The 20,659-nt window shown below is 70.4% G+C and carries 15 protein-coding genes; 9 read left to right on the top strand and 6 right to left on the bottom strand.

What is annotated here, in order from left to right; genetic code table 11:
- The first annotated feature begins 507 nt into the window (after window positions 1-507).
- The gene (locus tag ABD323_RS21280; protein WP_344443411.1) at window positions 508-903 is read left to right on the top strand and encodes a hypothetical protein; all 396 of its coding nucleotides are present in this window, start codon (window positions 508-510) and stop codon (window positions 901-903) included.
- A 429-nt stretch (window positions 904-1,332) separates the two neighbouring features.
- Here the strand turns inward: ABD323_RS21280 and ABD323_RS21275 are convergent, their stop codons facing one another.
- Complete coding sequence (locus ABD323_RS21275; RefSeq protein ID WP_344443409.1) at window positions 1,333-1,551, bottom strand: hypothetical protein; 219 nt, start codon at window positions 1,549-1,551, stop codon at window positions 1,333-1,335.
- A gap of 338 nt (window positions 1,552-1,889) precedes the next feature.
- Window positions 1,890-2,315, bottom strand: a complete 426-nt coding sequence (locus ABD323_RS21270) for a BrxA/BrxB family bacilliredoxin (RefSeq protein WP_344443408.1) — start codon at window positions 2,313-2,315, stop codon at window positions 1,890-1,892.
- A 562-nt stretch (window positions 2,316-2,877) separates the two neighbouring features.
- On the opposite strand from ABD323_RS21270, the gene ABD323_RS21265 reads away from it, so the two are divergent.
- From ABD323_RS21265 to tpg, 3 genes are all read left to right on the top strand, one after another.
- A complete protein-coding gene (locus ABD323_RS21265) occupies window positions 2,878-3,192 on the top strand; it encodes a hypothetical protein (RefSeq protein ID WP_344443407.1) in 315 nt (104 codons plus the stop codon).
- A 1,221-nt stretch (window positions 3,193-4,413) separates the two neighbouring features.
- Window positions 4,414-6,897, top strand: coding sequence for a telomere-associated protein Tap (tap, locus tag ABD323_RS21260; protein WP_344443406.1), 2,484 nt, complete (start codon window positions 4,414-4,416; stop codon window positions 6,895-6,897).
- Window positions 6,898-6,985: 88 nt separating this feature from the next.
- Window positions 6,986-7,528: a telomere-protecting terminal protein Tpg gene (gene tpg, locus ABD323_RS21255; RefSeq protein WP_344443405.1), complete on the top strand. Its 543-nt coding sequence runs from the start codon at window positions 6,986-6,988 to the stop codon at window positions 7,526-7,528.
- Window positions 7,529-7,768: 240 nt separating this feature from the next.
- On the opposite strand, the gene ABD323_RS21250 is transcribed toward tpg, so the two are convergent.
- Window positions 7,769-8,476 carry a hypothetical protein gene (locus ABD323_RS21250; protein WP_344443404.1) on the bottom strand — a complete coding sequence of 236 codons (708 nt, stop codon included), beginning with the start codon at window positions 8,474-8,476 and terminating at the stop codon, window positions 7,769-7,771.
- A gap of 413 nt (window positions 8,477-8,889) precedes the next feature.
- Here ABD323_RS21250 and ABD323_RS21245 point away from each other — a divergent pair, with 413 nt between their 5' ends.
- A complete protein-coding gene (locus tag ABD323_RS21245; protein ID WP_344443402.1) occupies window positions 8,890-9,585 on the top strand; it encodes an alpha/beta fold hydrolase in 696 nt (231 codons plus the stop codon).
- 860 nt (window positions 9,586-10,445) lie between these two features.
- Here ABD323_RS21245 and ABD323_RS21240 read toward each other — a convergent pair.
- Window positions 10,446-11,606 (bottom strand): phage tail sheath family protein, encoded by a 1,161-nt coding sequence (locus tag ABD323_RS21240; protein WP_344443401.1) that lies wholly within the window; start codon window positions 11,604-11,606, stop codon window positions 10,446-10,448.
- A gap of 201 nt (window positions 11,607-11,807) precedes the next feature.
- Between ABD323_RS21240 and ABD323_RS21235 the strand changes: the two genes are divergently transcribed.
- The 3 genes from ABD323_RS21235 to ABD323_RS21225 all read left to right on the top strand — a co-directional run bounded on the left by ABD323_RS21235 (window position 11,808) and on the right by ABD323_RS21225 (window position 16,300).
- Window positions 11,808-13,307: a hypothetical protein gene (locus tag ABD323_RS21235; protein ID WP_344443400.1), complete on the top strand. Its 1,500-nt coding sequence runs from the start codon at window positions 11,808-11,810 to the stop codon at window positions 13,305-13,307.
- Window positions 13,308-13,923: 616 nt separating this feature from the next.
- Window positions 13,924-14,181, top strand: a complete 258-nt coding sequence (locus ABD323_RS21230) for a hypothetical protein (protein ID WP_344443399.1) — start codon at window positions 13,924-13,926, stop codon at window positions 14,179-14,181.
- Window positions 14,182-14,875: 694 nt separating this feature from the next.
- Window positions 14,876-16,300 carry a replication-relaxation family protein gene (locus ABD323_RS21225; RefSeq protein WP_344443398.1) on the top strand — a complete coding sequence of 475 codons (1,425 nt, stop codon included), beginning with the start codon at window positions 14,876-14,878 and terminating at the stop codon, window positions 16,298-16,300.
- On the opposite strand, the gene ABD323_RS21220 is transcribed toward ABD323_RS21225, so the two are convergent.
- Window positions 16,201-16,773: an SMI1/KNR4 family protein gene (locus ABD323_RS21220; protein ID WP_344443397.1), complete on the bottom strand. Its 573-nt coding sequence runs from the start codon at window positions 16,771-16,773 to the stop codon at window positions 16,201-16,203. The two genes, ABD323_RS21225 and ABD323_RS21220, sit on opposite strands and share 100 nt — an antisense overlap.
- Window positions 16,774-16,884: 111 nt before the next feature.
- On the opposite strand from ABD323_RS21220, the gene ABD323_RS21215 reads away from it, so the two are divergent.
- Complete coding sequence (locus ABD323_RS21215; protein ID WP_344443396.1) at window positions 16,885-17,643, top strand: DUF4241 domain-containing protein; 759 nt, start codon at window positions 16,885-16,887, stop codon at window positions 17,641-17,643.
- A gap of 647 nt (window positions 17,644-18,290) precedes the next feature.
- Here the strand turns inward: ABD323_RS21215 and ABD323_RS21210 are convergent.
- Window positions 18,291-19,952, bottom strand: a complete 1,662-nt coding sequence (locus ABD323_RS21210) for a serine/threonine protein kinase (RefSeq protein ID WP_344443394.1) — start codon at window positions 19,950-19,952, stop codon at window positions 18,291-18,293.
- Window positions 19,953-20,659: the final 707 nt, after the last annotated feature.

Raw genomic sequence — 20,659 nt, 5'->3', positions numbered from 1 at the left:
ACCCAGGTGACCTGGTCGGACGTGATCCGGGTGTGCCGGTCCGTCCAGTGGACCAGCCGTACCGCCACCGGATCCACCAACAGCACAGTCCACCAGGCGTTTAGGCGCTTGCAGGTGAGGGCGCGGACGTCGTCGACCGTGGCGGCCCTTGCGGGGCCCGTGGGTTGGCCGGGGGCGGTTTCGCGATCTCGGGTCGACATGCGGCGGACTGTTAGGTCCGGGCCGCCGGAGGTTCGGAAGCGTCACACGTGTCGGCTGCGGACGGGGACCCGCGTCGGGTGCCCGTCGATCCGCGGTGCCGTCATGCTCAGCACGGTGGCGTCACTGTCACCTCCACAGTCACTGCCGCTGGCGTGGAGCGGAGCGGGTGGCTCCGGAGGGTGGTCGGATCTCCCCGTGGCATGTACCGCTCAAACGTGATGCAACCCACAGTGACTATACCGTCACTCTAATGAAAGAGTCGCCACAGACCGACAGTCCGGCTCTGATTCAAAGGAGAACAGTGCCATGATTTCTCGTATCGCAGGCTTGATGGTGGCGACGGCGGCGTTGCTCGGGGTGGTGACCGCGCCGGCGCAGGCCGCCGTGGACCCTGGCTGCGTGCCGGCGCTGAACCGACCCTGTGCCTGGCACCAGGTCGTCAGCGGCGGCGTCGCCGGGTCGGCCCGGATCTACGCGCCCACGGAGGACCAGCTCACCGTGCTGCGGGTCGACGTCAGGATCGAGCGCAGCTGGGGCGCCCCCTGGGAGACGGTGGCTTCGGCGGTCCGGGTCCAGCAGGGCTCGTTCCAGCTCTCCACCCCAGCGATCGCCACCACCGGGTACCTCAGCATGGTGTGTGCGACCGGCGGCCCGGTCGGCGACGTCGACCTCCAGGGCACCTTCTGTACGTCCCCGCACTGAGCGGGCATCCCGAGCAGGACCACGCCGGGCCCGAGCCAGTACCGACCCGGTACTGAGCGGGCTCCGCGCGGGACAGCGGCGGGCGGGTGGGGTGATCAGCGCTGATCACCCCACCCGCCCGCCGCCTCGGTTGCACCGCCCCCGCCCGTCCCCTTCGCACCGCCGGGGCGCCGACCCGGGCCGTCCGGCGGGGTTGCTTTCATGGGGGGCTCAACGGTTGTCTGAACCGTTGCCCCAACTGTGGGGTCCATGGTTGCGCCGAGGGTTGCGGCAGCACCCCAGCCGGATCGTCTATCCCACAGGTCAGGCCCTATGGGCAAGCTCCTAGGGCGCGCCGACACCTTTACCGCGATAGCCGTGGAGAGGTTCGGAGTCTGACGGTCGGCGGCGTGCTCGGTGCGCTCGAAGGCCGGCGGGGCCGAGTGCTTGCTATCGGTCGGGTGCGGCGTCCTCGATGGCGGCGAGCAGGCGGGCGTGGACGGCGCCGGCGGTTTCGCGGGTGGCCGGGTCCGGGTCTTCCAACTGCGGGGCGATCAGCGCGGCGGCCGCGGCGAGGACCAGGACGGGGATGGTGGCGGTGCGCAGGTGCAGCAGCTGGGCTGCGGCCCGCTCGCTGGGGGTGGTTGATCGGGTGCCCGAGCATGTCACGGCGCTCTGACAACGAGCCCAGCCGAGCGGGGGAGAGCGGTCGGCCCGGGTCGGCCACTCCTGTCGGCTGCTCAGGTCGCTTGATGACCCGGCGACCTGGCGACTTGCGCCGGGCTGCGGCGGAGAAACTGGCGTCAAACCCTTCGGCAAGGCCGATCCGTGGTGGGAGGAGCGCGTGTTGCACGCACGGCTCTACCCGGCGAAGGCCCGCAGGGTGTGACCAGGTCGGGCCGGTGGGGGTGACCCTCTCATATTGGTGGGGCCGATTCTCCTTCCGGCCCAGGGTGCCCCCTTCGGGTTCCCTGGGCCGGGGGTGTGCGGGGTGGGGGTTGGGGTTCCTACTGGCCGAATTCGTCGAGGGCGGCTTGGAGGTCGCTGGCGACGGCGTTGGCGTCGCGGCCTTCGATGCGGTGGCGGGGGATGAAGTAGACGAGTTCGCCGTCCTTGAAGAGGGCGAAGGAGGGGTCGGAGGGCGGGATGTCCGCGAAGTAGGAGCGCATCCGGTCCGTTGCCTCCAGGTCCTGGTCGGCGAAGACCGTGAGCAGTTGGTCGGGGCGGTGGGAGGTGTTCTCCAGGGCGATGCGGACGCCGGGCCGGGCCATGCCGGCCGCAACTCCCTTAACGGAGTTGATGGCCACCAGGGTGACCCCGGACTTGGCCTTCTCCATGGCGCTGTCCACGGCGTCGCCGGTCAGCAGGTCGGTGAAGCCGATCTCGGTCAGCTCCTCCTTCATCGGCTTGACCAGCAGCGGTGAGTACGGCATGCCCACTCCTCACTTAGAGAGAAACATTGATGGCTCAGCGTATCGACGGGGCCCCGGCTGGACGGGCGACCCGGAAGCTGTGTCTGGCGGCGGGTGCCCGGCGGCGGGCCGCGCGTGCGAGCACCGAGGGAGAGGCTCGCAGATGTGACCTGTTGTTATCTGGTGGCGTGGAATGGCCTCGGGTCTCGTGTTGTCTGGACCTTTGGGTGGACCTGTTGGCGCGCGTTGGTGGCTGCTTGGTAACTGTGTGTAGTGGGTCGGAGGGTTGTCGTGCGGTTGTTCGGACCGTGGGGCGTTTCCGACTGTGGGGCGTTTCCGATTGGTGTTTGGGTCTCAATTCCTGCGGGGTGCTTTTATGGAATTGGTTCTTGCTGGGTGTTGATGGTGTTCTGAGTTCGTGTCAGAAGGTTGGTTGGTGGAGCGGGTGTTCGGGGTTCGCGGTGCTGGTTGCGGTGGCGCCGGCAGCTTTCGCACCGCTGTCGTGTTTGCTGTGTGGGGCGTGGCAGGGGCTGGGTCAGGACCCGCTGTGCGCCTGCGTGTCGGGCCCTGACAGCATCTCGCCATGACCGCTCGCCCCAGACGCCCCACCGCTGGCCGCACTTTGTTTCTCGGGTATGCCGTGCTGCTCGTTGTGTTCGGGGTCTGGACGACGGTGCAGCCCTGGTCCGACCCGCTTGGTGGCTCCGGCGAGGTGCCTGCTGTCGTTTTTGCGGTGGCGTCTGCGCCGGCGGCCCTTCCACTGGTCGCGACCGGTGTTGGAGGGACGCTGAGCGACCCGGCCTTCAACGTCCTGGTCGTCCTCGTCGCGCTTGCCGAGGTTGCCGTCCTTCGCTGGGTGCTACGGCTCCGCACGTCGAAGCGGCGGGCGGCTGACTGAGCGTCTGCCGGGCTCAGGACACTGTCCAGGTCTGGCCTCTGGCCCTCCTGCGCTGCTACGGCGATGGCCGGCTGCTGTGCCGGCGCCGGGCTGACAGTACGGGGCGGTGTGCGTACCAGTTGTCACATGCCAGATCACATTTACTGTGGACCTTCAGCACGAACCGGTGGGGTGGTGGTTGCCGTCGGGTGAGGTGCGGACCTCGTGCCGCCGGCGTGGTTACCGGGTGGTGAACCAGGCGGTGCTGGCGATGGTGCTGGCGAGGGGGTGCCCAGGAGGGTGAGGAGGCGGCCGGGGAGTCGCTCGATGACGAGGTGCAGGCCGCCGGCGTGCAATTCGAGGAAGGGCTGGGGGGCTGGGGTGTTGCCGTGCGTGGGTTCGGGTGTCATGGCGCTTTTCGATCGGTGTGGTGCCCTTAAGCGTGGGTACGGAGAGACTCGGGAGCGCGCGCGAGTGGTGGTCGACCGCCACTTGCGCTGACAGGGTGTGACATAGCAGAGACCTTCTGCAGCGGTGAGCGTAGAGCCCGCCGTTGCGGCTGCGGACCACCGGGCAGGCCGCCTGCTATCCCTGGCTCCCTGGCCGGCTCGGTTGGCTCCGGTGCTCCGTCTCGGGCCGTTCGTGTCCCGCTTGGCCCCCGTGGCGGGCTGTCAGGTCCGGTTACTGGCCCTGGTGCTGGGCGGGGCCATGTTGTGTCCGCTGATGGCGGGGGAGGTCGTCCTGCTCGCCGCCGGCCGGGGGCCGCTGCGCTCGGCCGGCGGGTGGCCGGGCGTTCGCTCCGGTTGGTGCTCCGGCGCCGGCTCGGTGGGTTGGGTTCATGCTGGGTGGCGGGGCGTAGCCGCGCGTGGGTCCGGGTGTGAGGGTGTCTTCCGGTCGGCGTGGTGCTTCTTCGGACCGGGCCGAAATCCGCACCTCCTCGTCGAGCGCGAGCAGGCCACGGCGGCCTGACAAACTCCCTTTCGCGGCGCAACAAGTGGGCGGGGCCTCGCGCGTCGCGTGCGAAGCCACCTGTAGAAGCCCTCCGGGTGTCCAGGAGGGCTCGCGTCACTGCTCTGACTACTGCTCTTAAAGGGGTCCGCGTGGTGCGGCTACCCCCGTCCGCGTGATGACCAGACCCCCTCGTCAATGAGCGGTTCCGCGGAGCCTCAATCCGGTGAATGTGCGCTGAAATGTGCGATCCAAAGGTTACTTTCACGCTAGGGTGTGTGGTGGAGGTGGAACGTGACTGACGATCTGTTCGCGTCGATCGACGCGTTGTTGGCGCGGCCGCGCCCGGTGGAGGACCTGCCGGTGCCGGCCGAGCGGGAGCGGTTGCGCAAGCTCGGCGAGTACACGCAGGAGGACCTGGCGAAGGCGCTGAAGACGCGCCGGGAGACGATCGTGCGGTGGGAGGCCGGGACGACGGACCCGCGCCCGCCGAAGCGCGAGGTGTACATCCGGTTCCTGGCGACGCTGGCCCTGCAGCACGGCACCGTGGAGCCCATCGATTGGCTGCGCCGGGCACAGGCCGCAGGCCTGGTGCGGCCCGCCCAGGAGACCACGGCGCAGGCCGCCCCGGTTCGGCAGCCCGCGCCGGTCGCCGTCCCGCAGCCCGTCCCGCAGCCCGACCCGGTGCCGGAGACGTTCGCCGTCGCTGCGGTGGCCGAGCAGCCGGCCCCGGTGGCAATGCTGGACCAGAACCCGGACGGCTCGTTGCTGATGGGCCCGCCGCTGCCGTGCGTGCAGTGCGGCCAGCCCTCCGTCTACCGGGCGCAGAACTACCCGATGCACTTGGGAGGCTTCTGCCGCCCCGCCGCTGCGGCCGGGCCGGAGGCCGTTGGCCCGGCCGTTCAGCAGCCCGCGCAGATCGTTCCTGTCGCTACGGCGGCACCGGCCGCTGCGCCGCGTCAGTCCGCCCCGGCGGCCGGTCCGGCTTCGGCCGTGTCGGGCCGGGCGTCGTCGTCGCGTCCGGCCGCGTCCTCGCGGGCGCGCAAGGCTCCGGCGAAGAAGCCCGCCGCCGCGTCGGCCGGGGCCGCGGACTGGGAGGTGGCGGCTGCCGCTCGCTTCCCTTCGGGTCCGCTGGCGGTGCTCGATGTCGCCGCGGACGGCAAGGCGTTGGTGGCCTACCTCGCGGATGGCACCCAGGCGCCGACCGCGCCGACCGGGCGCACGCTCGCCGCGGTGGTGGAGTGGGCGCTGGAGGCGAAGTTCGGCTCGCCGCGCCTGCACCGGCATGGCAAGGACGGCGACGCCCTGGTCGTCGTCACCGACGCCGCCCTGGCGGAGCTTGGCCTGCCGCCGCTCGGCCGTGACGAGAAGGCCGAGTACGTGCCGCGCCTGGGCCGTCTGCCCGAGTCCCACAAGCAGGTGAAGGCCCTCAGCAAGGCCGGCTGGCTGCTTACCCAGCGGGGCCTGGGCCCGTGGGCGCGGATCTACCGCACCCCCGAGGACGGCAAGCGGGTGTGCGTGCAGCTGTGCGTCCCGGCCTGGGGCGCGCTGGCCTCGGGTGGCTGGGCGGTCCCGGAGGGTCTGGCCGCTCCGGACCTGGCCCGCCTGCTGGGCACCTACGCGACGCGGGTCATCACCCCGCGCGGTACCACCGCCGTCTCCGGCCTGGAGCTGGTGACGGCGCTGCGCCCGCCGACCATGGCGGTGCGCACGGAGTCCGGTTGGACGTCCGGGCCGGTGGAGGGCTCCCGGCACAAGGACGCCTTCGACGCGGCGATCCCGGAGGTCCCAGACATGCACCCGCTCGCCGAGGGCCGCGCGCCGGGCGACGTGCTGGTCACCGAGGCGTGGGACTGGCACCGCCCGCTCACCGACACCGAAGCCGCGGCGCCGTTCGCGGTCGGCTTGGACGTCAACATGGCTTTCCTCGCCGCCGCCGGCAGGTTGACGCTGCCGTTGTCCGGGCCGGTCCACGAAATGCAGCCGGCCTTCGACAAGAAGCTGCCCGGCTCCTGGCTGGTCGACCTCTCCCACCTCGAGCTGGACCCCCTGTTGCCGAACCCGTTCACCGCGGACGGCACCGCGCCGACGGGACCGGCCTGGTACTCGACGGTGAAGGTCGCCTACGCCGTGGAGCTCGGCGCCCAGGTCCAACCCACCGAGGGCTGGTTGCGCCACGAGTCCGGCCCGTACCTGGACCCGTGGCACAAGCGGCTGCGGCAGGCGTACGTCGACACCATGGCTGCGCTGGGTGTGCCGCTCGACCTGGCCGACCGGGATCCGCTGGCGTTCCTGGACGCCATGGCCGCCATCAAGACCGGCGACCCGGCGGAGCTCGCCGTCCTGACCGCGATCAAGCAGACCGCGAAGGGGACGATCGGCAAACTGCGGGAGAAGCCCCGCAAGGGCTGGAAGCCCGGCCAGCGCTGGCCGGCCCTGGAGCGCCCGACCTGGGACCCGCTGATGCGCGCCCTGGTCATCGACACCGCCACCGTCAACCTCCACCGCAAACTGCGCCGCATGGCGGACGACACCGGCCTGTACTGCTTCGCGGTGCTCTCCGACTGCGCCGTCTTCGCAGCCCCCGGCCCCGGCGCACTCGACGCCCTCACCCGCCCCGACGGAACCCTCACCACCTCGCTGCGCCTGGGCGTCTCGCCGGGGCACGCGAAGTTCGAGGGGAGCCGGCCGATGGCGGAGGTCGTGGAGATCCTGGCGGATGGGGCGAACCCGGCCCGCCACATCAAGACCGGCGGCGTCGTCTCCGACGACGAGTAGCCCCCCGCGGCCGCCGGCACCACCCGGCGGCCGCCCCAGACCACCACCACTACCGTCGGCCCCGCGGCCGCCGGGAAGGAGATGCCCCGTGGGGGAGATCGACGAGGGCCTGGAGCGCGCCGAGCGCACCAAGCCCATCCCGCAGTCCACCACCGCCCGGATGCGCTTCCTGCTCAAGGGCGCCAAGGGCTCCACCAAGCAGCTCGCCCAGGAACTCGGCGTCAGCCAGCGCACTGTGCAACGCTGGCTCAAGGGCCAGGGCACCCCGAAGCCCGCCGCCGCGAAGACGATCGAGAAGCAGGTCCGCTCCAAGTGGCAGCCCCGGGTGAGGAACCGGGTCCGCCGCCAGGCCGAGCAGAGGGGCTTCATGCTCCACATGCAGGCCAAGTTCGGCTTCAGCTCGGCGGCCGGCTCCACCGACGACCCCCGCGACCGCCTGATCACCCAGAAGATGCCCGGCGAGGTGGCCCGGCGCCTCTACGAGCTGATTGACGCCGGAGCCAGCCAGGCCCAGCAGGAAGAGCTGCTCGCCCAGGCCCTCCAAGAGCACTACTTCAAGGACAACGGCCGCCGCGCCGGCGGCCTCACCACCGAGCTCAACGACATCGGATGGCTCGACATCGAGCTCTGACCCCACTCGGCGGCCCCGTGTCGCCAGAAAATCGTGACTGAGCACTTCACTTGGCGGATGAGCGGTTGAGGTGGCGAGTTGAGCTTGCGGCGTCGACAAGATGCGATGTGCCGGTGTCCTGTCGCGCTGAAGCTGGCGGATTCTCACTCGGTCTCATCCGTGTTGTCGGATTCTCACCGTTTCGCGCCCCACGGTCGCTGGCGGTACTCCTGCCATCTGATCTTGTCGATCCCGGCGAGGTCACTGCTGATGGGCGGCTGGTTGCGCCAGGGTAAGCCCAGTCCACCGATCCAGTTCCTCCGCGTGGCTGCCGACCGCCGTCGCGCGGGCGACTGCCGCGGCTTCCTCTGGCGTTGGCTCACCATTGCGTGAGAGCAGAGCCAGTGGCCAGGCCGGGGCGCCGGGCTGCCCACCGTCAAAGGGGTACCAGTCCCAGGCCGCATCGAACCGCCAGACGCGCCCACTCCGATCGGCGACCTCATCGCCTGGTTCGAGGAATGCGTACGGGCGGAAGAGCAGTTCGATGCGGATCGGTTCGCCGCCGGCCGGATCGAGTGCGTAGGCCTGGTCCTCAAGCTCGGGGTCATAGGTGTCACCCTGCCGTAGGAGATCGAGGTAGGACGCGGGCCGCGGCAGCATGCCGGTGACCTGAGGCGGATCGAAGTGATAGACCGCCAGGACGTGCACCACAGTCGTGGGGATGCCTACCAGGCATGTGTCACCCGGCTTCAGTACGGTCTCCGCCGGTTCCGTTCGGAAGATCTCCCACTCGTGGGCCTCAGGCGTTGGGAGCGCCCGCTGGCCGTTCCACCTGATGTGCTTGGCCTGCGGGTCCACCTCCAGCCACGGCCACCGTACGGAGACGTAGCGGGAGACCTCGGTGACCGTGGTCTCGGTGAACGGGCATTCCAGACTCAGCACATCACCGGGCCGGTAGTCGTCAATCATGGACGCATTCTGCCTGCCCTCGCTGACACGTGATCGAACGGGCATCCGGCGCGGGCAGCTGGACGCCGCCCATCGCGCGAGCTCCATTCCACGAAAGCCAACTCGTTTGAGAACAGCGTCCGACGCCATTCCCAAACCACCTGGCAGCCCCACAGGTCAGAGCCCCCACGAACTGCCAACTCAGACTGGACGGGACAGCCGGGTCGGCACCCGGCTGAGGCTGCCGACACCGGCCGCCGCACCCGGTGAGCGCGTGCTCGTGTCGCCTTGGGTTCAACACCTGCACAGGTCGCGGTACCGTTCCCAACGTGCCCCGCGAGCAGCGTGAAGTGTCGCGTTCAGCTGGGGCACTGGCAGGCCCTGGCGGTCCGGCCAAGGACACGTGCGGCACGAGGAGGGAAGGTGTCAGTTTCATGATCGGCCCTACCGCCCCACGCGAACGGTGGATCACTCGCCCCGATGTGATCCTGCATGGGGAAGAGGTCGGCGCCGGAGCGACCTTCCTGCTCCTTCACGCCGGTGGCGAACGCCGTCAGGTGTGGGGGCCGGTCAGCGAGGTCCTCGTCGATGCCGGGTACCGGTGCGTGGCCTTCGACCAGCGAGGCCACGGCGACAGCGAGGGCACTGCTCGGACACTGTCCGCGTGCGCGGACGACATCACCGCGATGGTGCACGCCGAGCCACCGGCAAGCGTGCTCGTCGGTGCCTCACTCGGTGGGCTCGCCGCCATCGCCGCCCTCACGGATCCGGCAGTGCGAGCCAAGGTGGCAGGGCTGGTGCTGGTCGACGTCGTACCCTGCCTCGAACCCTCCAGGGTCCGCCGCTTCCTCGCCTCTGTCAGCCTGTCCGGCGCCCACACCGAGCTCGTCGAGGACATCCTCGCGCAGGTTCCACTGCTACGGCAGGTCACCGCGGAACTCGACCTGCCCGTCCTGCTCGTCCACGGCGACAACGGCTCGTCGCTCACCGACGATGACATCGACCAGTTGCTGCGCCTGGCTCCTCACACCACGGTCCGGCCCATCCAAGGCGCCGGGCACCTCATTGCTCGCCATCAACCCGTGGCCTTGGCCCAGGCCATCATCGCCACCACCACTGCCTGGCGGTAGGCGCGCCTCCCGGCGTTTTCGGTACTCCGGTGGAGGAAGGGCGTCGTCGTCGCAGGCGAGGCCGCCGGCCTGGTCGAGTCCGTCGACGACAATGCGCCCGATCAACGCTCAACTCGCCAAGTGAACCGCTCAGTCACAAAAAGGAAGTCCCGACCGCCCAGAATAGGGAAGTCGGGACTTCCACCTTCAACGCGCCCATCGAATTCAGAAGACCAGACCCGAAGAATTATGTGGACGTGCGCCCGGCTCCCCGAACGAGGACGACCGTCCTCTGATGACGCTCGTCGAAAATTCAAAGATCCCTATCACCGGGCGGCGCGGCTGGTGCGGGAGGCGCTGGGGGATGCTCGCGATGTAGGTCTCGCCGATCACGACGTCCCCGCTGCGCATCGCCATCCCCTCGCCCGTGCCTGTCTTTATCGTGCCCGGCCCGCGGCCGCGCACCGCACCCGCAAGGCCGGTGAGTTTCGACCCGCCAACCTTTCCGCCGCAGGTCACCGGGCCGGTCCGGCGGTGCGGCGCACACCGTACGCCGCACCCTGCGCAACGACGTGGCAGCCGGCTGCGCACGGCTGCGCAGTCTGTGGGCGAGGCTGGTGAGTTTGCTGCGCAGACCGGTGAGATCCGCCCCGCACCCGGTGAGATCCGCCCCGCAAGGCCGGTGAGTTTCTCCCCGCCAACCTTTTCCACCGCAGGTCAGAGCACTGCGACGGGCATTGCACTTCACCGCCTGGCGCTGCGCAGGCTCGCGTTCCGCGGGACTTGACCCAGATCGTGAAACGCGCAGCCGGGCGACGAGGGCCGGCGGCGCCGCGAACACGAGGCCTCGCAGCGCCGCCGGCCCCTCGGACTCCAGGGAGTCAGGCCTGGCCAGCCGTCCCGCTCAGGGTCAGGATGATGAACTCGGCTGGCCGGACCGCAGCGAGACCGACCTTCAGCACGACCTTGCCGGCCTTGACGTCCGCTTCGGTCATCGTGACGCCCTTGCCGACCTGCACGAAGTACGCCTCCTGCGGGGTTTGGCCCTGCAGCCCGCCCTGCCGCCAGATGTTGTGCAGGTAGGTGTCCGCCGCAGCCCTCAGCCTCTCCCATGTTGATTGACTGTTCGGCTCGAACACCAGCGAGGCAAGGGCCCTCTGCAGGTCACGCTGAACCGTGTCGGCCAGGCGCCGAACCGGGATGTAGCGCCACTCGACATCGGTCTCGTTGAGGGTGCGGGCACCCCAGACCACCGTCCCCTGGCCCCTGAACTCGCGCAGGAAATCCACCAGCAGGGCGTCGCCCTGCTCCGTGTCGGTCACCGCCAGGGCCGGGCGAGCACCTCCCTTCACCGACACGTTCGCCGGGGCCTTCCACACACCGCGCTCGCGATCCACCGAGCACCACAGCCCGGTGACCGCGCCGACCGGCGGCACGGCCTGGGCGCCATCCCCGGACGGGATCAGCCACGGGTGGTACAGGGCCGCATGCCCGCTCTGCTCGGCGTCCAGCTTGAACGCCACCGCCGCGTCGCGAGCCTGCGCGGCGTCATGGTCGCGGTCGGCGTGCAGAACGGCCATCGCCAGGTGGGAGGCCGCATACGCGCTCACGGCCCGGGCCGTCTCGCCGGCCGCGTCCGCGCCTTGGCCCCACAGACCCAGCGGCACCAGGATCGTCACGTCGCTGAACGCCTCGATCGAGGTGAGCGCCTCCTGCAGGGTCCGGCCGGCGGTGTTGGCCAGGTAGCAGTAGCCGCCCCCGTTCTCGAAGTACGCGCGCAGCACGACGCTCCAGGCTCCCGAGGCCGTGGCCTCGCCAGCGGCCTGGGACAGGTCGAGCCAGTTGTTGACCCGCACCACACCCTCGAAGACCGCACCGAAGTCGGCGATGAACACCGGCACGGCCGTCGCCCCGGACGACACCGACATGCTCAACGAGGAGTCCTCCTCGATGAAGACGCCCGGTACATCAATGTTCGCCATCGAAACACTCCATCCAGACCACGACAGAACAGAACGGGCCCGCCAACCGCCGCGAAACACAACTCGAGCCGACAGGACCGTACCGGAGCGTAGCCTTCCAACTGCCCGCCGTGATCAAATCCCGCGTTCCCGCCACCCCATCCCTCCCAATGAGGTAGTGAGATCGTCGAGCAGCACCGAAACGGGGATCACTCCAACGGGGCATACCACCACATCTGTTGCACACGGTAACGTCGCTCACGCCGACGCTGAGCTGCGCGAATGACTCACCCTCGCGCCCACGCCACACTTCAGCCCCAGAGAACCCGCAAGCTGACCGGCCGTCAGGTCGAGCAGCACGGCCAGCCCCTGGAGAACGCCGCCGCGGCGATCGAGCAGACCACCGCGCACGAGATCCTGCCCGACGGCGAGGGCGAGCTGAACCCTGAGCTGCGGTACGCGCTGGACGCCTCGGTGCTGACCGGCGCCATGGCGCTGGAGAGCGTGCCGCAGCTGGAGGCCGGGGAGCGGGTCGCGCTGGCCGCGGTGCTCGCGCTGACCGTCTCGATGCCGGGGACGGTGCCCAACTCCTACGACCGCGAGCTGCCGGTGCTCGCGGCGATGATGGACGACGCGGTTGCCGCCAGCCGGGCCGCCGCACCTACCGCTGACCACCCGAGTTCCGCCTCGCGGGGCGAAACCCGGGCCGCCGTCGGCCCCGGTGGCTACGATCCCGGGATGGACAGCGCCCCGACGGTCAGCACACCAACCCCGCCGGCCGACGGCACGGCCGGCGCCCGGATCTGCGCCCGCCCCGACTGCGGCACACCGGTGCCCCCCTCGCCCACCCGGCCGCGCCTCTACTGCTCGCGCTCGTGCCGCAGCAAGATGGACCGCGCCAAGACCGCAGCCCGCGAAGCCGCAGCCGCCGCCGTCGAGCCGGACCCGGCAGCCGCACCCGACCCAACCCAGTCCGACGAGGAGCACTTCGGCGACGACGGCCGCTACCTGCTCGGCCTGGCCGACGCGCTGCGCCGCCGCCTCGTGCTCTTCCTGGAGCAGACGCAGACCGGTGACCCGGCCGCGGCGTTCGACGAGCTGGCCCACCTGCTGCCCGGATACAAGTACCGGATCTACTCCCACGCCCGGGATCTGCGGGACAAGGCCCGCTGGCCCGACCTGACCAGACACGAGCGCCTGCACCGGCGGGCGCTGGAGCGCGTCGACTTGGCGACGATCCCCATCTTCGACCCGATGGCCCCCGTCCCCGGCATCGACGACTTCGACGACGAAGAGCCGGCCGAATCCGCCCCGCGAGGCGAAACCGGCCCGCCTGGCCCTGGCCGGCCCCGGCCGGGATCCGCCCCGCAGGGCGAAACCACCAGGCAGGCCGAGCGGCCGGCCGCCCCGTTCTGGCCCTACGACGGCGACCAGCTCCTGCACCCTCCGCCCCACCCCGCCCTGCGCGGCCTGGGCGAGCACGACCTGGTCTACGACGCCGCGGTGCTGCTCGGACCGGGCTGGGACCTGGCCGGCTGGAGCCGGTACCCAAGCGTGGTCGAGGTCCGCCTGCACGGCCGCGCGCTCGGCTGGGTCGAGCACGGCCTGGGCGACACCGACGACTGGGCCCCGCTCGTCGATGGCGGCTTCCTCGAAGACCTCGACGGCCCCGAGCGCCCGCTGTTCTGCGGCACCGCCGACCACGCCGCCCTGCTCGTGCGCCGCGCCCTGGAGCAGGGGCTGATCGACGCCGACGCCGACGTCGCGCCGGTGCTCGGCTGACGGGGCTGCATCTCGTGAGGCGTCTTGTCGGACACCTTCCCGGGCACCTTGTGGAGCGCCTTTCCGGGCGTCTTGTGGGCACCTGACGATTCGCCCCGAACCGGCATCGCCACAGGTCAGCGACCATGTTGGGCTGGCCGGAAATACCGACAACCCCTTCTCCTTGGTCCTGGTGGGTGTGGTCGGTTCGGGGTTCGCGCCTGCGGCGGGCCGTTGGTCTTTACGCGTCCGGCGGAGCCGTCCGCGGCCTGGGGGGTCGGCCGACGGCCGGCTGGCCAGCCGCGTTGGGCTCCACGTAGGTACCACCGCAGACACCACCGAGGGCGCCACCGCAGGTGCTCGCGCAGGTACCACCGTAGGTACCCCCTCACTCCCCGCTCGATCCGCTCGTTCTCGCAGGTCAGAGCCGGTTTTCGGAGCGCCGGAAAATCAGACAACCCCCTTCTGTCTGTCCCTTGCCCTGTTGCTGGTTGGTGTGGTGGGTGCGGTTTGGGTGACGGTCCGGACAGCCGGGGGCTCTCACCCTGCCGGGGGCTGTCGGCTTGTGGTGCGTCCGGCGGTGCCGGCCGCACCGTCCAGGCCGCCACCGGCCCAGGGCGGACTCGTTGAACGCTCCGTGAGCAACCCGTCGTCCGCCCGACGCGCCCTCGGCCCCGGCGCCGGCCGCGCCCTCGGCCCTCAGCACCCCCAGCACCCCCAGAGCCGCCAGCAGCCGCCCTGGGCGGGCCCGGCCGCCGTCCCGGATCTACCCGGCCGCCCCAACGCCCCGCAACCCGCCCAGCGGCCGGCCGAGCAGGCCATCGACGCCATCGCTGCGCTGCGCTTGGTGAAGGCGCCGGCCGCCGTCCTGGAGGCCGCGCTCCGCCTCGCCTAGGCCCTGCTGGAGCGCCCCGGCGAGGACCCGCTCCTCCTGGAGGCCGCCGCTGGCCTGGCTGCCGTCATCCCGCAGTACCTTGCCCCTACTCGCACCCCGCCGGCAGCACCGCCGGTCTCCCCCGCTCGGCTGCGCCCGGTACCCGAGCCGACCCTCTCCACGCTCGGCACCCTGCGGTCCTGAGCCCCGCCGGCCGGATCCGCCGGCGGCCGCGTTCGGCGGGCCCGCGGCGGGTACTGTTCCGTGCAGTGCCTGAGACGCCGTCACGGCGCGCGTACGGGCCCAGGCGAGGCGAAACGGGCCGCCGGAGGGCCCCGGGTGTCTCCCCGGGGCCGTCCCCGGGTGATGCCCCGGGGAGAACCTCCCGCCAGGGATTCGACATTCGCCCAGGTCAGCCCCAACATTCGGGCCACCCGAAAATGCCGACAACCCTCTCCCTCCCCTGTCTTTGCCTGTCTGTTTGGGTTGGTGGGGTGGTGGCGGTGGGGCGGCGCGGTCTCGGGTTCGCTCCGGGGCCGCGGGCCCTGGCGTGCGCTCCCGGGCCGCTGTGGCCCTCCCTCCCGGCCGGGCGGCCGGGCGCCTCCCGTTGGTCGGCGCGCGGCGGGGGCGGGCGGCGCGGCGGCGGCCGGCGGTGTCGGTGGTGTGCGGTAGAGCAGAGAAGATCAGCACCACGAACCACCAGCGGGGGCATGGCATGAACCACGACCACGGCGACGGCCGGGACGAGCAGCAGCGCGACGGCGAACAGCCGGCGGCCCCGCCCGCCCGGGTGCACTTCCGCCGTTCTGCTCGCAACCCGAACGGCTCGACCGCCTCCCTGCGCGCCGACGTCCTTGCGGTGCTGGGCGTGCTCAAGGTCGTCACCTACAAGCAGTTGCACGCCCTGATCGCCTCCGACGAGTACCGCACCCTGCACCGCACCGAGCACGTGCTCGAAGCCGTCCGTGACCTGATCAAGCACAAGCTGGTCGAGGAGCGTGGCCGCACCAGCACCATCACCGCCGCCGGCAAGCTCGGCGACAGGCCGCAGCCCGCCACCCGCTCCGCCCTCGGCGGCAGGAGCGCCGGCCCCGGTGAGAAGATCTTCGGCCTCACCCCGGCCGGGCTACTCGCCGCCGCCGAGGCCCTGGGCGACGACCGGCAGATGGGCGGCCACGCCCGCGGAGCCGGCCAGAGCGGCGCACCCCACGCCATGCTCGTCAACGAGTTCATCATCAACGCCGTCACCGGCACCACCACCCACGGCGCACCACCGCGCACCAACGACCGCCAAGCCCCACCCCGCCGCACCCTGCCCGAAGGCCCGCTGGCCGGCGGCCTGGACGCCTGGGCCACCGAAGTCGCCCACACCATCACCGGCAAGCACGCCGTCATCCCCGACGCCGTCCTCCGCCTGCCGGAGCGCGGCCTGCCCGTGCTCTTCCTCGAAGTCGACCGCGGCACCATGACCGACATCAACAAGGTCGCCGCCAAACTCGACAACTACCACCGCTGGTACAGCAAGCTGGTCAAGGAAGGCCACCACGAACGCCCGGAGTTCGAGACCCTCTACGGCTCCCTCACCACCGCCGGCTACGGCTACCACCACAGCCACACGCCGCGCCCGCCCGTGCTGTTCGTCTTCGACCGCGGCCTCAAGGGCGGCCGGCCCCGCTTCACCGAGAACGGGCTCTACGCCCGCCTCGACGCCTTCGGCACCGCCACCCGCCACCACTGGGAAGGCCGCCACCACGAAGAGGAAGGCGTCGAGTACCAGACCTTCACCGGCAAGATCCCCGTCCTGGCCACCACCACCGACCGCCTCCTGGAGCACGGCTTCCTCGGCCCCGACACCTGGTGGCGCTACGGCCACGGCACCTGGACCGACCTCACCCACGCCCTCTACGCATTGGACAGGCCCGCCAGATGTAGCCCGCGCGCTCGGTCAGCCGCCTGGGAGTGTCCGGGCGGCCGACGTGGCGCCGTTCCCATCCGACCTGTGCACGACGGTCCCTGCACAACTGTGTGGTTGCTGGAGTCTCACCAAGCCTCCGCTTCGGGCCGTACCTGGGGCAACGCCCAGGGCTCAAGTACGCCTGCGGCGTATTCGGCCACGAATTGGACCACGCCGCCGGTGTAGTGCCACCAGGCGGAGCTTCGCGACGCGACGGTGACCGTCCACTCCTGCGGGTCTGTCGGATGGGTGCTCCACAGGAAGAAGTCCCCTTGGGGCGACACCGCCCAGGGAAGCAGGCCGCCTGGGGCCGGGAACGGATGAAGCTGAACAGCGAGCTTAGCCAGCTCGCACCACTCCGCGATGGTCTCCAGCTCTTCTCGTGTCGCTTCCACCCAGCCGGCCTCCCCACCGGGCTCTGGGGTTCCGACGCTCAGGAACCCGCCGATGATGAAGGGCGGGTAGAGCTCGCAGAGGAGCTTGTAGTCGGCCGGCAGTGCGACACCCAGATCAGCTTCCAAGACAGCCCAGTCGATGGCTGCCGGGGTCGGTCGCCGGAGCGAGGCCATCCCTGGTACAGCGAGCTCCAGCGCTGCGATCGCCCCTGCGGGATCCGTCAGACGGCGGATCGGTGCCTGAGTACCAGCGAAGTCGTCCATGCGATCAGAGTGTCAAAGCAGAACCTGGCCCATGCCACGACCCCCTGTCCAAGACCCAAGCGCGAAGCAACTGGGGTGCCTGGTGACGGTACAGCCGCATATCGTCGGCGCATGGGCTACACACCAGATGTCCGGCTGGCGGCCGGCCCCGAGGAGAGCTGGCTTCTCGGCACGGCCTTCACCCCAGGAGCGCGGCTCGGGACGCGTCTTGATGATCCGACGATCGCCGTCCATGTTGTCGAGGTGGCGGAGGTGACCATGCTCCGCATCCCCAGCGGCCGTGTGATCGTCGATTCGCCATGGCCGGACGAGGGTGACTTGCAGTTGCGGACACCGGTCGGCCGGGAACTGCTGGAGCGGGTCCCGCCCGGGAGCTACCAGGTCGAGGCGGCGTGGACCGAGAGCCCGTATGAGTTCATGGGCGAGTACTTCGATGGACGGGAGGTCGGCGCTGTCCGCCTGCGGATCGTCGACGATCCCGTAGCCGTCTGGGAGATGGCCCTCGGCGTGGACGACGACATCGCCGCGCTCAGCTCCGGCGACCGGATCGGCTTCAACTCCGAGGCGAACTCGGCCTGCTTCGCCGACGCGTCCGCCTGGCAGGAACTGGCTGCCCCCTTCCGCCAGTTCTGGAAGGGACTCCAGAGCGGAGACGAGCAGCCCCTGGCGACCGAGAGCCTGTGCGACGAGTCCTTCGAGCGGACGAGCGACGAAGCCCTCGCAGCAGACCTCATGACATTCCCCTCTGAAGGGGAAACCGTCGTATGGCTCGGACGGACAGAGTCCGGGACCATCGCCTCGATCGTCACCGTGGTCGCCTACGGCCGGCACTGGTCCGAGGAGCGCAGGCTGGCCACGGGCCGGTCGTAACCGACCAAACCGACGGAAGGCCGGGGCGATTTCGGGAAACGATCACAGCGCCTGCGGGAAGCGATCTTCGGCATACCCACGGTAGGCCAGCTCAGCCCCACTCGTGAACACCCCTCGCCCACCGCCTGGGCGTCAGACCCCGCACCCTGCGCCGCCACTTCCATGGCACCCGCTGGCCCGCCGGCCCCAAGCTGCGCACCGCCGTCATCGGCCTGGTCTGGCAGGACTTCTGCGCCCAGAACCAGATCGACACCGAGGCTCGGAGCATCCGCGAGCAGGCCGGGCACGCCCGCCGCCGCGCCACGCTGGCGGCCCGCGACGAAGGCGACCAGTGGCTGCGCCAGGAGGCGTACAAGCGTTTCCTGGAACGCTGACCGACGTCCCGGCCAAGCGGCGCCGGCACTGCAACGCGGTGCAACGCGAGGTGCAACACAAGTCGCGCGTTGCACCTCTGAACTGCGACGATGCATCTTCAGGGGGCATCGGGGGCCCGCGCGCCCTGCGCGTTGCACCTCCGATCGCGGCCGGGCTGACCCTGCCGGTATCCCAGGTGGTATACCCCTGGGTATCCTGGCTGGTATGACGATGCGCGCCCGCGCTGGTTGCCCGTAGACACCACCGCGGGTGTCAGCAAGGCACCACCGCGGCTAAGCCCGCAGGTGGACCGGGCCCTGGTACAGGTTGCCGGCGTACTTGTGCAGTGCGGTCGTCAGTCGTGCGGTGTCGGCGGCCGTGATGCCGACACCGCGGAACACGACGATGTTGCCGAGCGCGTCGAAGGCGGGATGCCCGCGGGTGGTGACGGTTACCACCACCTCGCCGTTGGTGCTACTGAGCCATACGCCCGCCAGGTCGTTCCACTTGTGGACGTGCGACGTGTGTTTGGCATGAGTCGTGGTCATCCCGTCTGGGCTGACGGTCAGGCTGTCCAACTGGGCGGACCGTGCCTGGGACACCACGATCAGCCAGACAAGGGCGTAGGAAACAGCGCCGACGGCGAGGTATGCGGAGAACAGGTAGACCGGCCAGGAAGTCTTCGGGTTGACCGCCAGGAAAGTGAGTACCTGCTGCTTGAGTAGCGCACTGATGCCTGCGCCGGCCAGGCCGACCAACGCGCCTGGGATCGAGGCGACCTCATGGGCCCGGTGCAGGACCGTTGTCGCCCTATCGCTGGTGATGGCGACAGGTTCACCGCCCGGCGCGTGGGCGTGGGCGGGCCCTGCCTTCGCCGGGCGCGGCACGAAGGCGGCCTTGGCTGCTAGATTGCCGGCACTCTCGGCGGGCAGGTCCGGGGCGGGGATGGCGGGAGTGCCCCGATTTCCGCGGCCCGGCCCGCGGCTGTCGGGGGCGAGCGCGACGCCGCCTTCGGGCGTGGGGGCGGGGATCCCGGGTGCGGTGAGAGTGTGCAAGGCGCTAGTCCGCTGGCGGATGGCCTCACGGGCGCCGGCGATCCCCATCCAGGCTCCCGGACCGAGCGCGTTCCCCAGCTCCGCCTCGCACGATTCCCGCACCCCCGTCGGCGTCGGGCGCTGGGCGGGGTCCTTGCGCAGGCAGACGGTGATCAGCTGGCGCAGCGGCGGGGCGATGGCGGAGACGTCCGGTTCGTCGGCGACCACGCGGTGAGCGACGGCCCACTCGTTCTCCGCGGCGAACGCCTCACGGCCGGTGGCGAGGAAGTACAGGGTCGAGCCGAGGGCGAAGACATCACACGCAGCGCCCACGGCACGGCCTGCGGCCTGCTCAGGCGACATGTACAACGGGGTGCCGATCCGGGTTGAGCTGCTGGTGTAGGTCACCGACTGCGCAAGGGACTTGACGATGCCGAAGTCGATGACCTTCGGGCCGGTCTCGTCCAGGATGATGTTCCCGGGCTTGAGGTCCCGGTGCACTACCCCCGCAGCGTGGATGTCGGCCAGGGCGTGGGCGATGCCCCAGGCCAGCAGCATCACCTGACCGGCCGGCAGCGGGCCCTGCCCGGCCACCAGCTCCCGCAGGGACGGCCCGGCCACGTACATCGTGGCCAGCCACGGCCGCCCGGCCCGGGGATCGGCGTCCAGCAGCGGGGCGAGGTGCGCGCCGCGCACCTTCTGCGCAGCGGCCACCTCGCGCGCGAACCGCTGCCCGAACTCCACGTCCCTGGCGAACTCCTCACGGATCACCTTCACAGCCGCCGGCTGCCCGCCAGGGGAGAAAGCGAGGAACACCTGCCCCATGCCACCCTCGCCCAGCCGCGCCGCCAGGCGGAAGCCCCCGAGGCTGCCCGGATCGTGCGACCGCAGCTCGGGAAACTGAAATACCGCACCCGACATGAACCGCTCCCCCGTCCCGCGGGGTGCCGCAGGACTCGACCGCCTGCCGCACCTGCTGCCACTGAGGGTAGAGCCGATACCTGACGCCTCGCCAGGTATCCAGAAAGTACCCACCGTCCGACGGCTTGGCCGCCGTCACCCCCAGTGCCTCGCCGCCGCCCGCACCCCGCCACACAGGAGGAACGGCAGGAATCCCCGGCAGGAGAATTCTGAAACATGCCCCACGGCAGCCGGTAAACCGGAATGACGCACATGCCGCGAGGCCGAACGATAGAATTATGGAGGAAATCAGGCAGCCTTTTCGGAGTTCGGTAAACCTTCGGAAAGGCCGGACCCGCACCTCTGATCCGGCAGGATTCTCTGACGCACTGCAATTGATACAGTGCCGAGGAATCGTCACCCCGCAACCTGCCGATCCGTCCGATCGCACCGTGCCAGCATTCACGGTCTAGATCAATCTGGGAGGAGTGAAGCCGACCCGCACACGCCCCCCTTGAGCAGCCCCACTCCCAGTCAGCCTGTAGCGAGATCAGCCAATTTCCCAGTTTAGCGATGTGATCCGGCATCAGCCGGTCGGGGCCGCCGGAGCGAAGCGGAGCGGCCCCAGGCCCGAGCGAAGCCGGGCCGACCTGACCGAAGGTCAGGTCACGGACACGCGGAGCGGGTCCGCCGATCGCCCAACGGGCGATCGCGAACGGAGGGCCGAA

The organism is Kitasatospora nipponensis (assembly GCF_039528135.1).
Classification (GTDB): Bacteria; Actinomycetota; Actinomycetes; order Streptomycetales; family Streptomycetaceae; genus Kitasatospora; species Kitasatospora nipponensis.
This window is presented reverse-complemented; position numbering and strand designations above follow the sequence as displayed.

Excerpts from the sequence above, each read along its gene's own strand:
- ABD323_RS21280 (WP_344443411.1), top strand. The coding sequence starts at position 508 with ATGATTTCTCGTATCGCAGGCTTGATGGTGGCGACGGCGGCGTTGCTC.
- ABD323_RS21270 (WP_344443408.1), bottom strand. The coding sequence starts at position 2,315 with ATGCCGTACTCACCGCTGCTGGTCAAGCCGATGAAGGAGGAGCTGACC.
- ABD323_RS21265 (WP_344443407.1), top strand. The coding sequence starts at position 2,878 with ATGACCGCTCGCCCCAGACGCCCCACCGCTGGCCGCACTTTGTTTCTC.
- ABD323_RS21250 (WP_344443404.1), bottom strand. The coding sequence starts at position 8,476 with ATGATTGACGACTACCGGCCCGGTGATGTGCTGAGTCTGGAATGCCCG.
- ABD323_RS21245 (WP_344443402.1), top strand. The coding sequence starts at position 8,890 with ATGATCGGCCCTACCGCCCCACGCGAACGGTGGATCACTCGCCCCGAT.
- ABD323_RS21235 (WP_344443400.1), top strand. The coding sequence starts at position 11,808 with ATGACTCACCCTCGCGCCCACGCCACACTTCAGCCCCAGAGAACCCGC.
- ABD323_RS21225 (WP_344443398.1), top strand. The coding sequence starts at position 14,876 with ATGAACCACGACCACGGCGACGGCCGGGACGAGCAGCAGCGCGACGGC.
- ABD323_RS21220 (WP_344443397.1), bottom strand. The coding sequence starts at position 16,773 with ATGGACGACTTCGCTGGTACTCAGGCACCGATCCGCCGTCTGACGGAT.
- ABD323_RS21215 (WP_344443396.1), top strand. The coding sequence starts at position 16,885 with ATGGGCTACACACCAGATGTCCGGCTGGCGGCCGGCCCCGAGGAGAGC.
- ABD323_RS21210 (WP_344443394.1), bottom strand. The coding sequence starts at position 19,952 with ATGTCGGGTGCGGTATTTCAGTTTCCCGAGCTGCGGTCGCACGATCCG.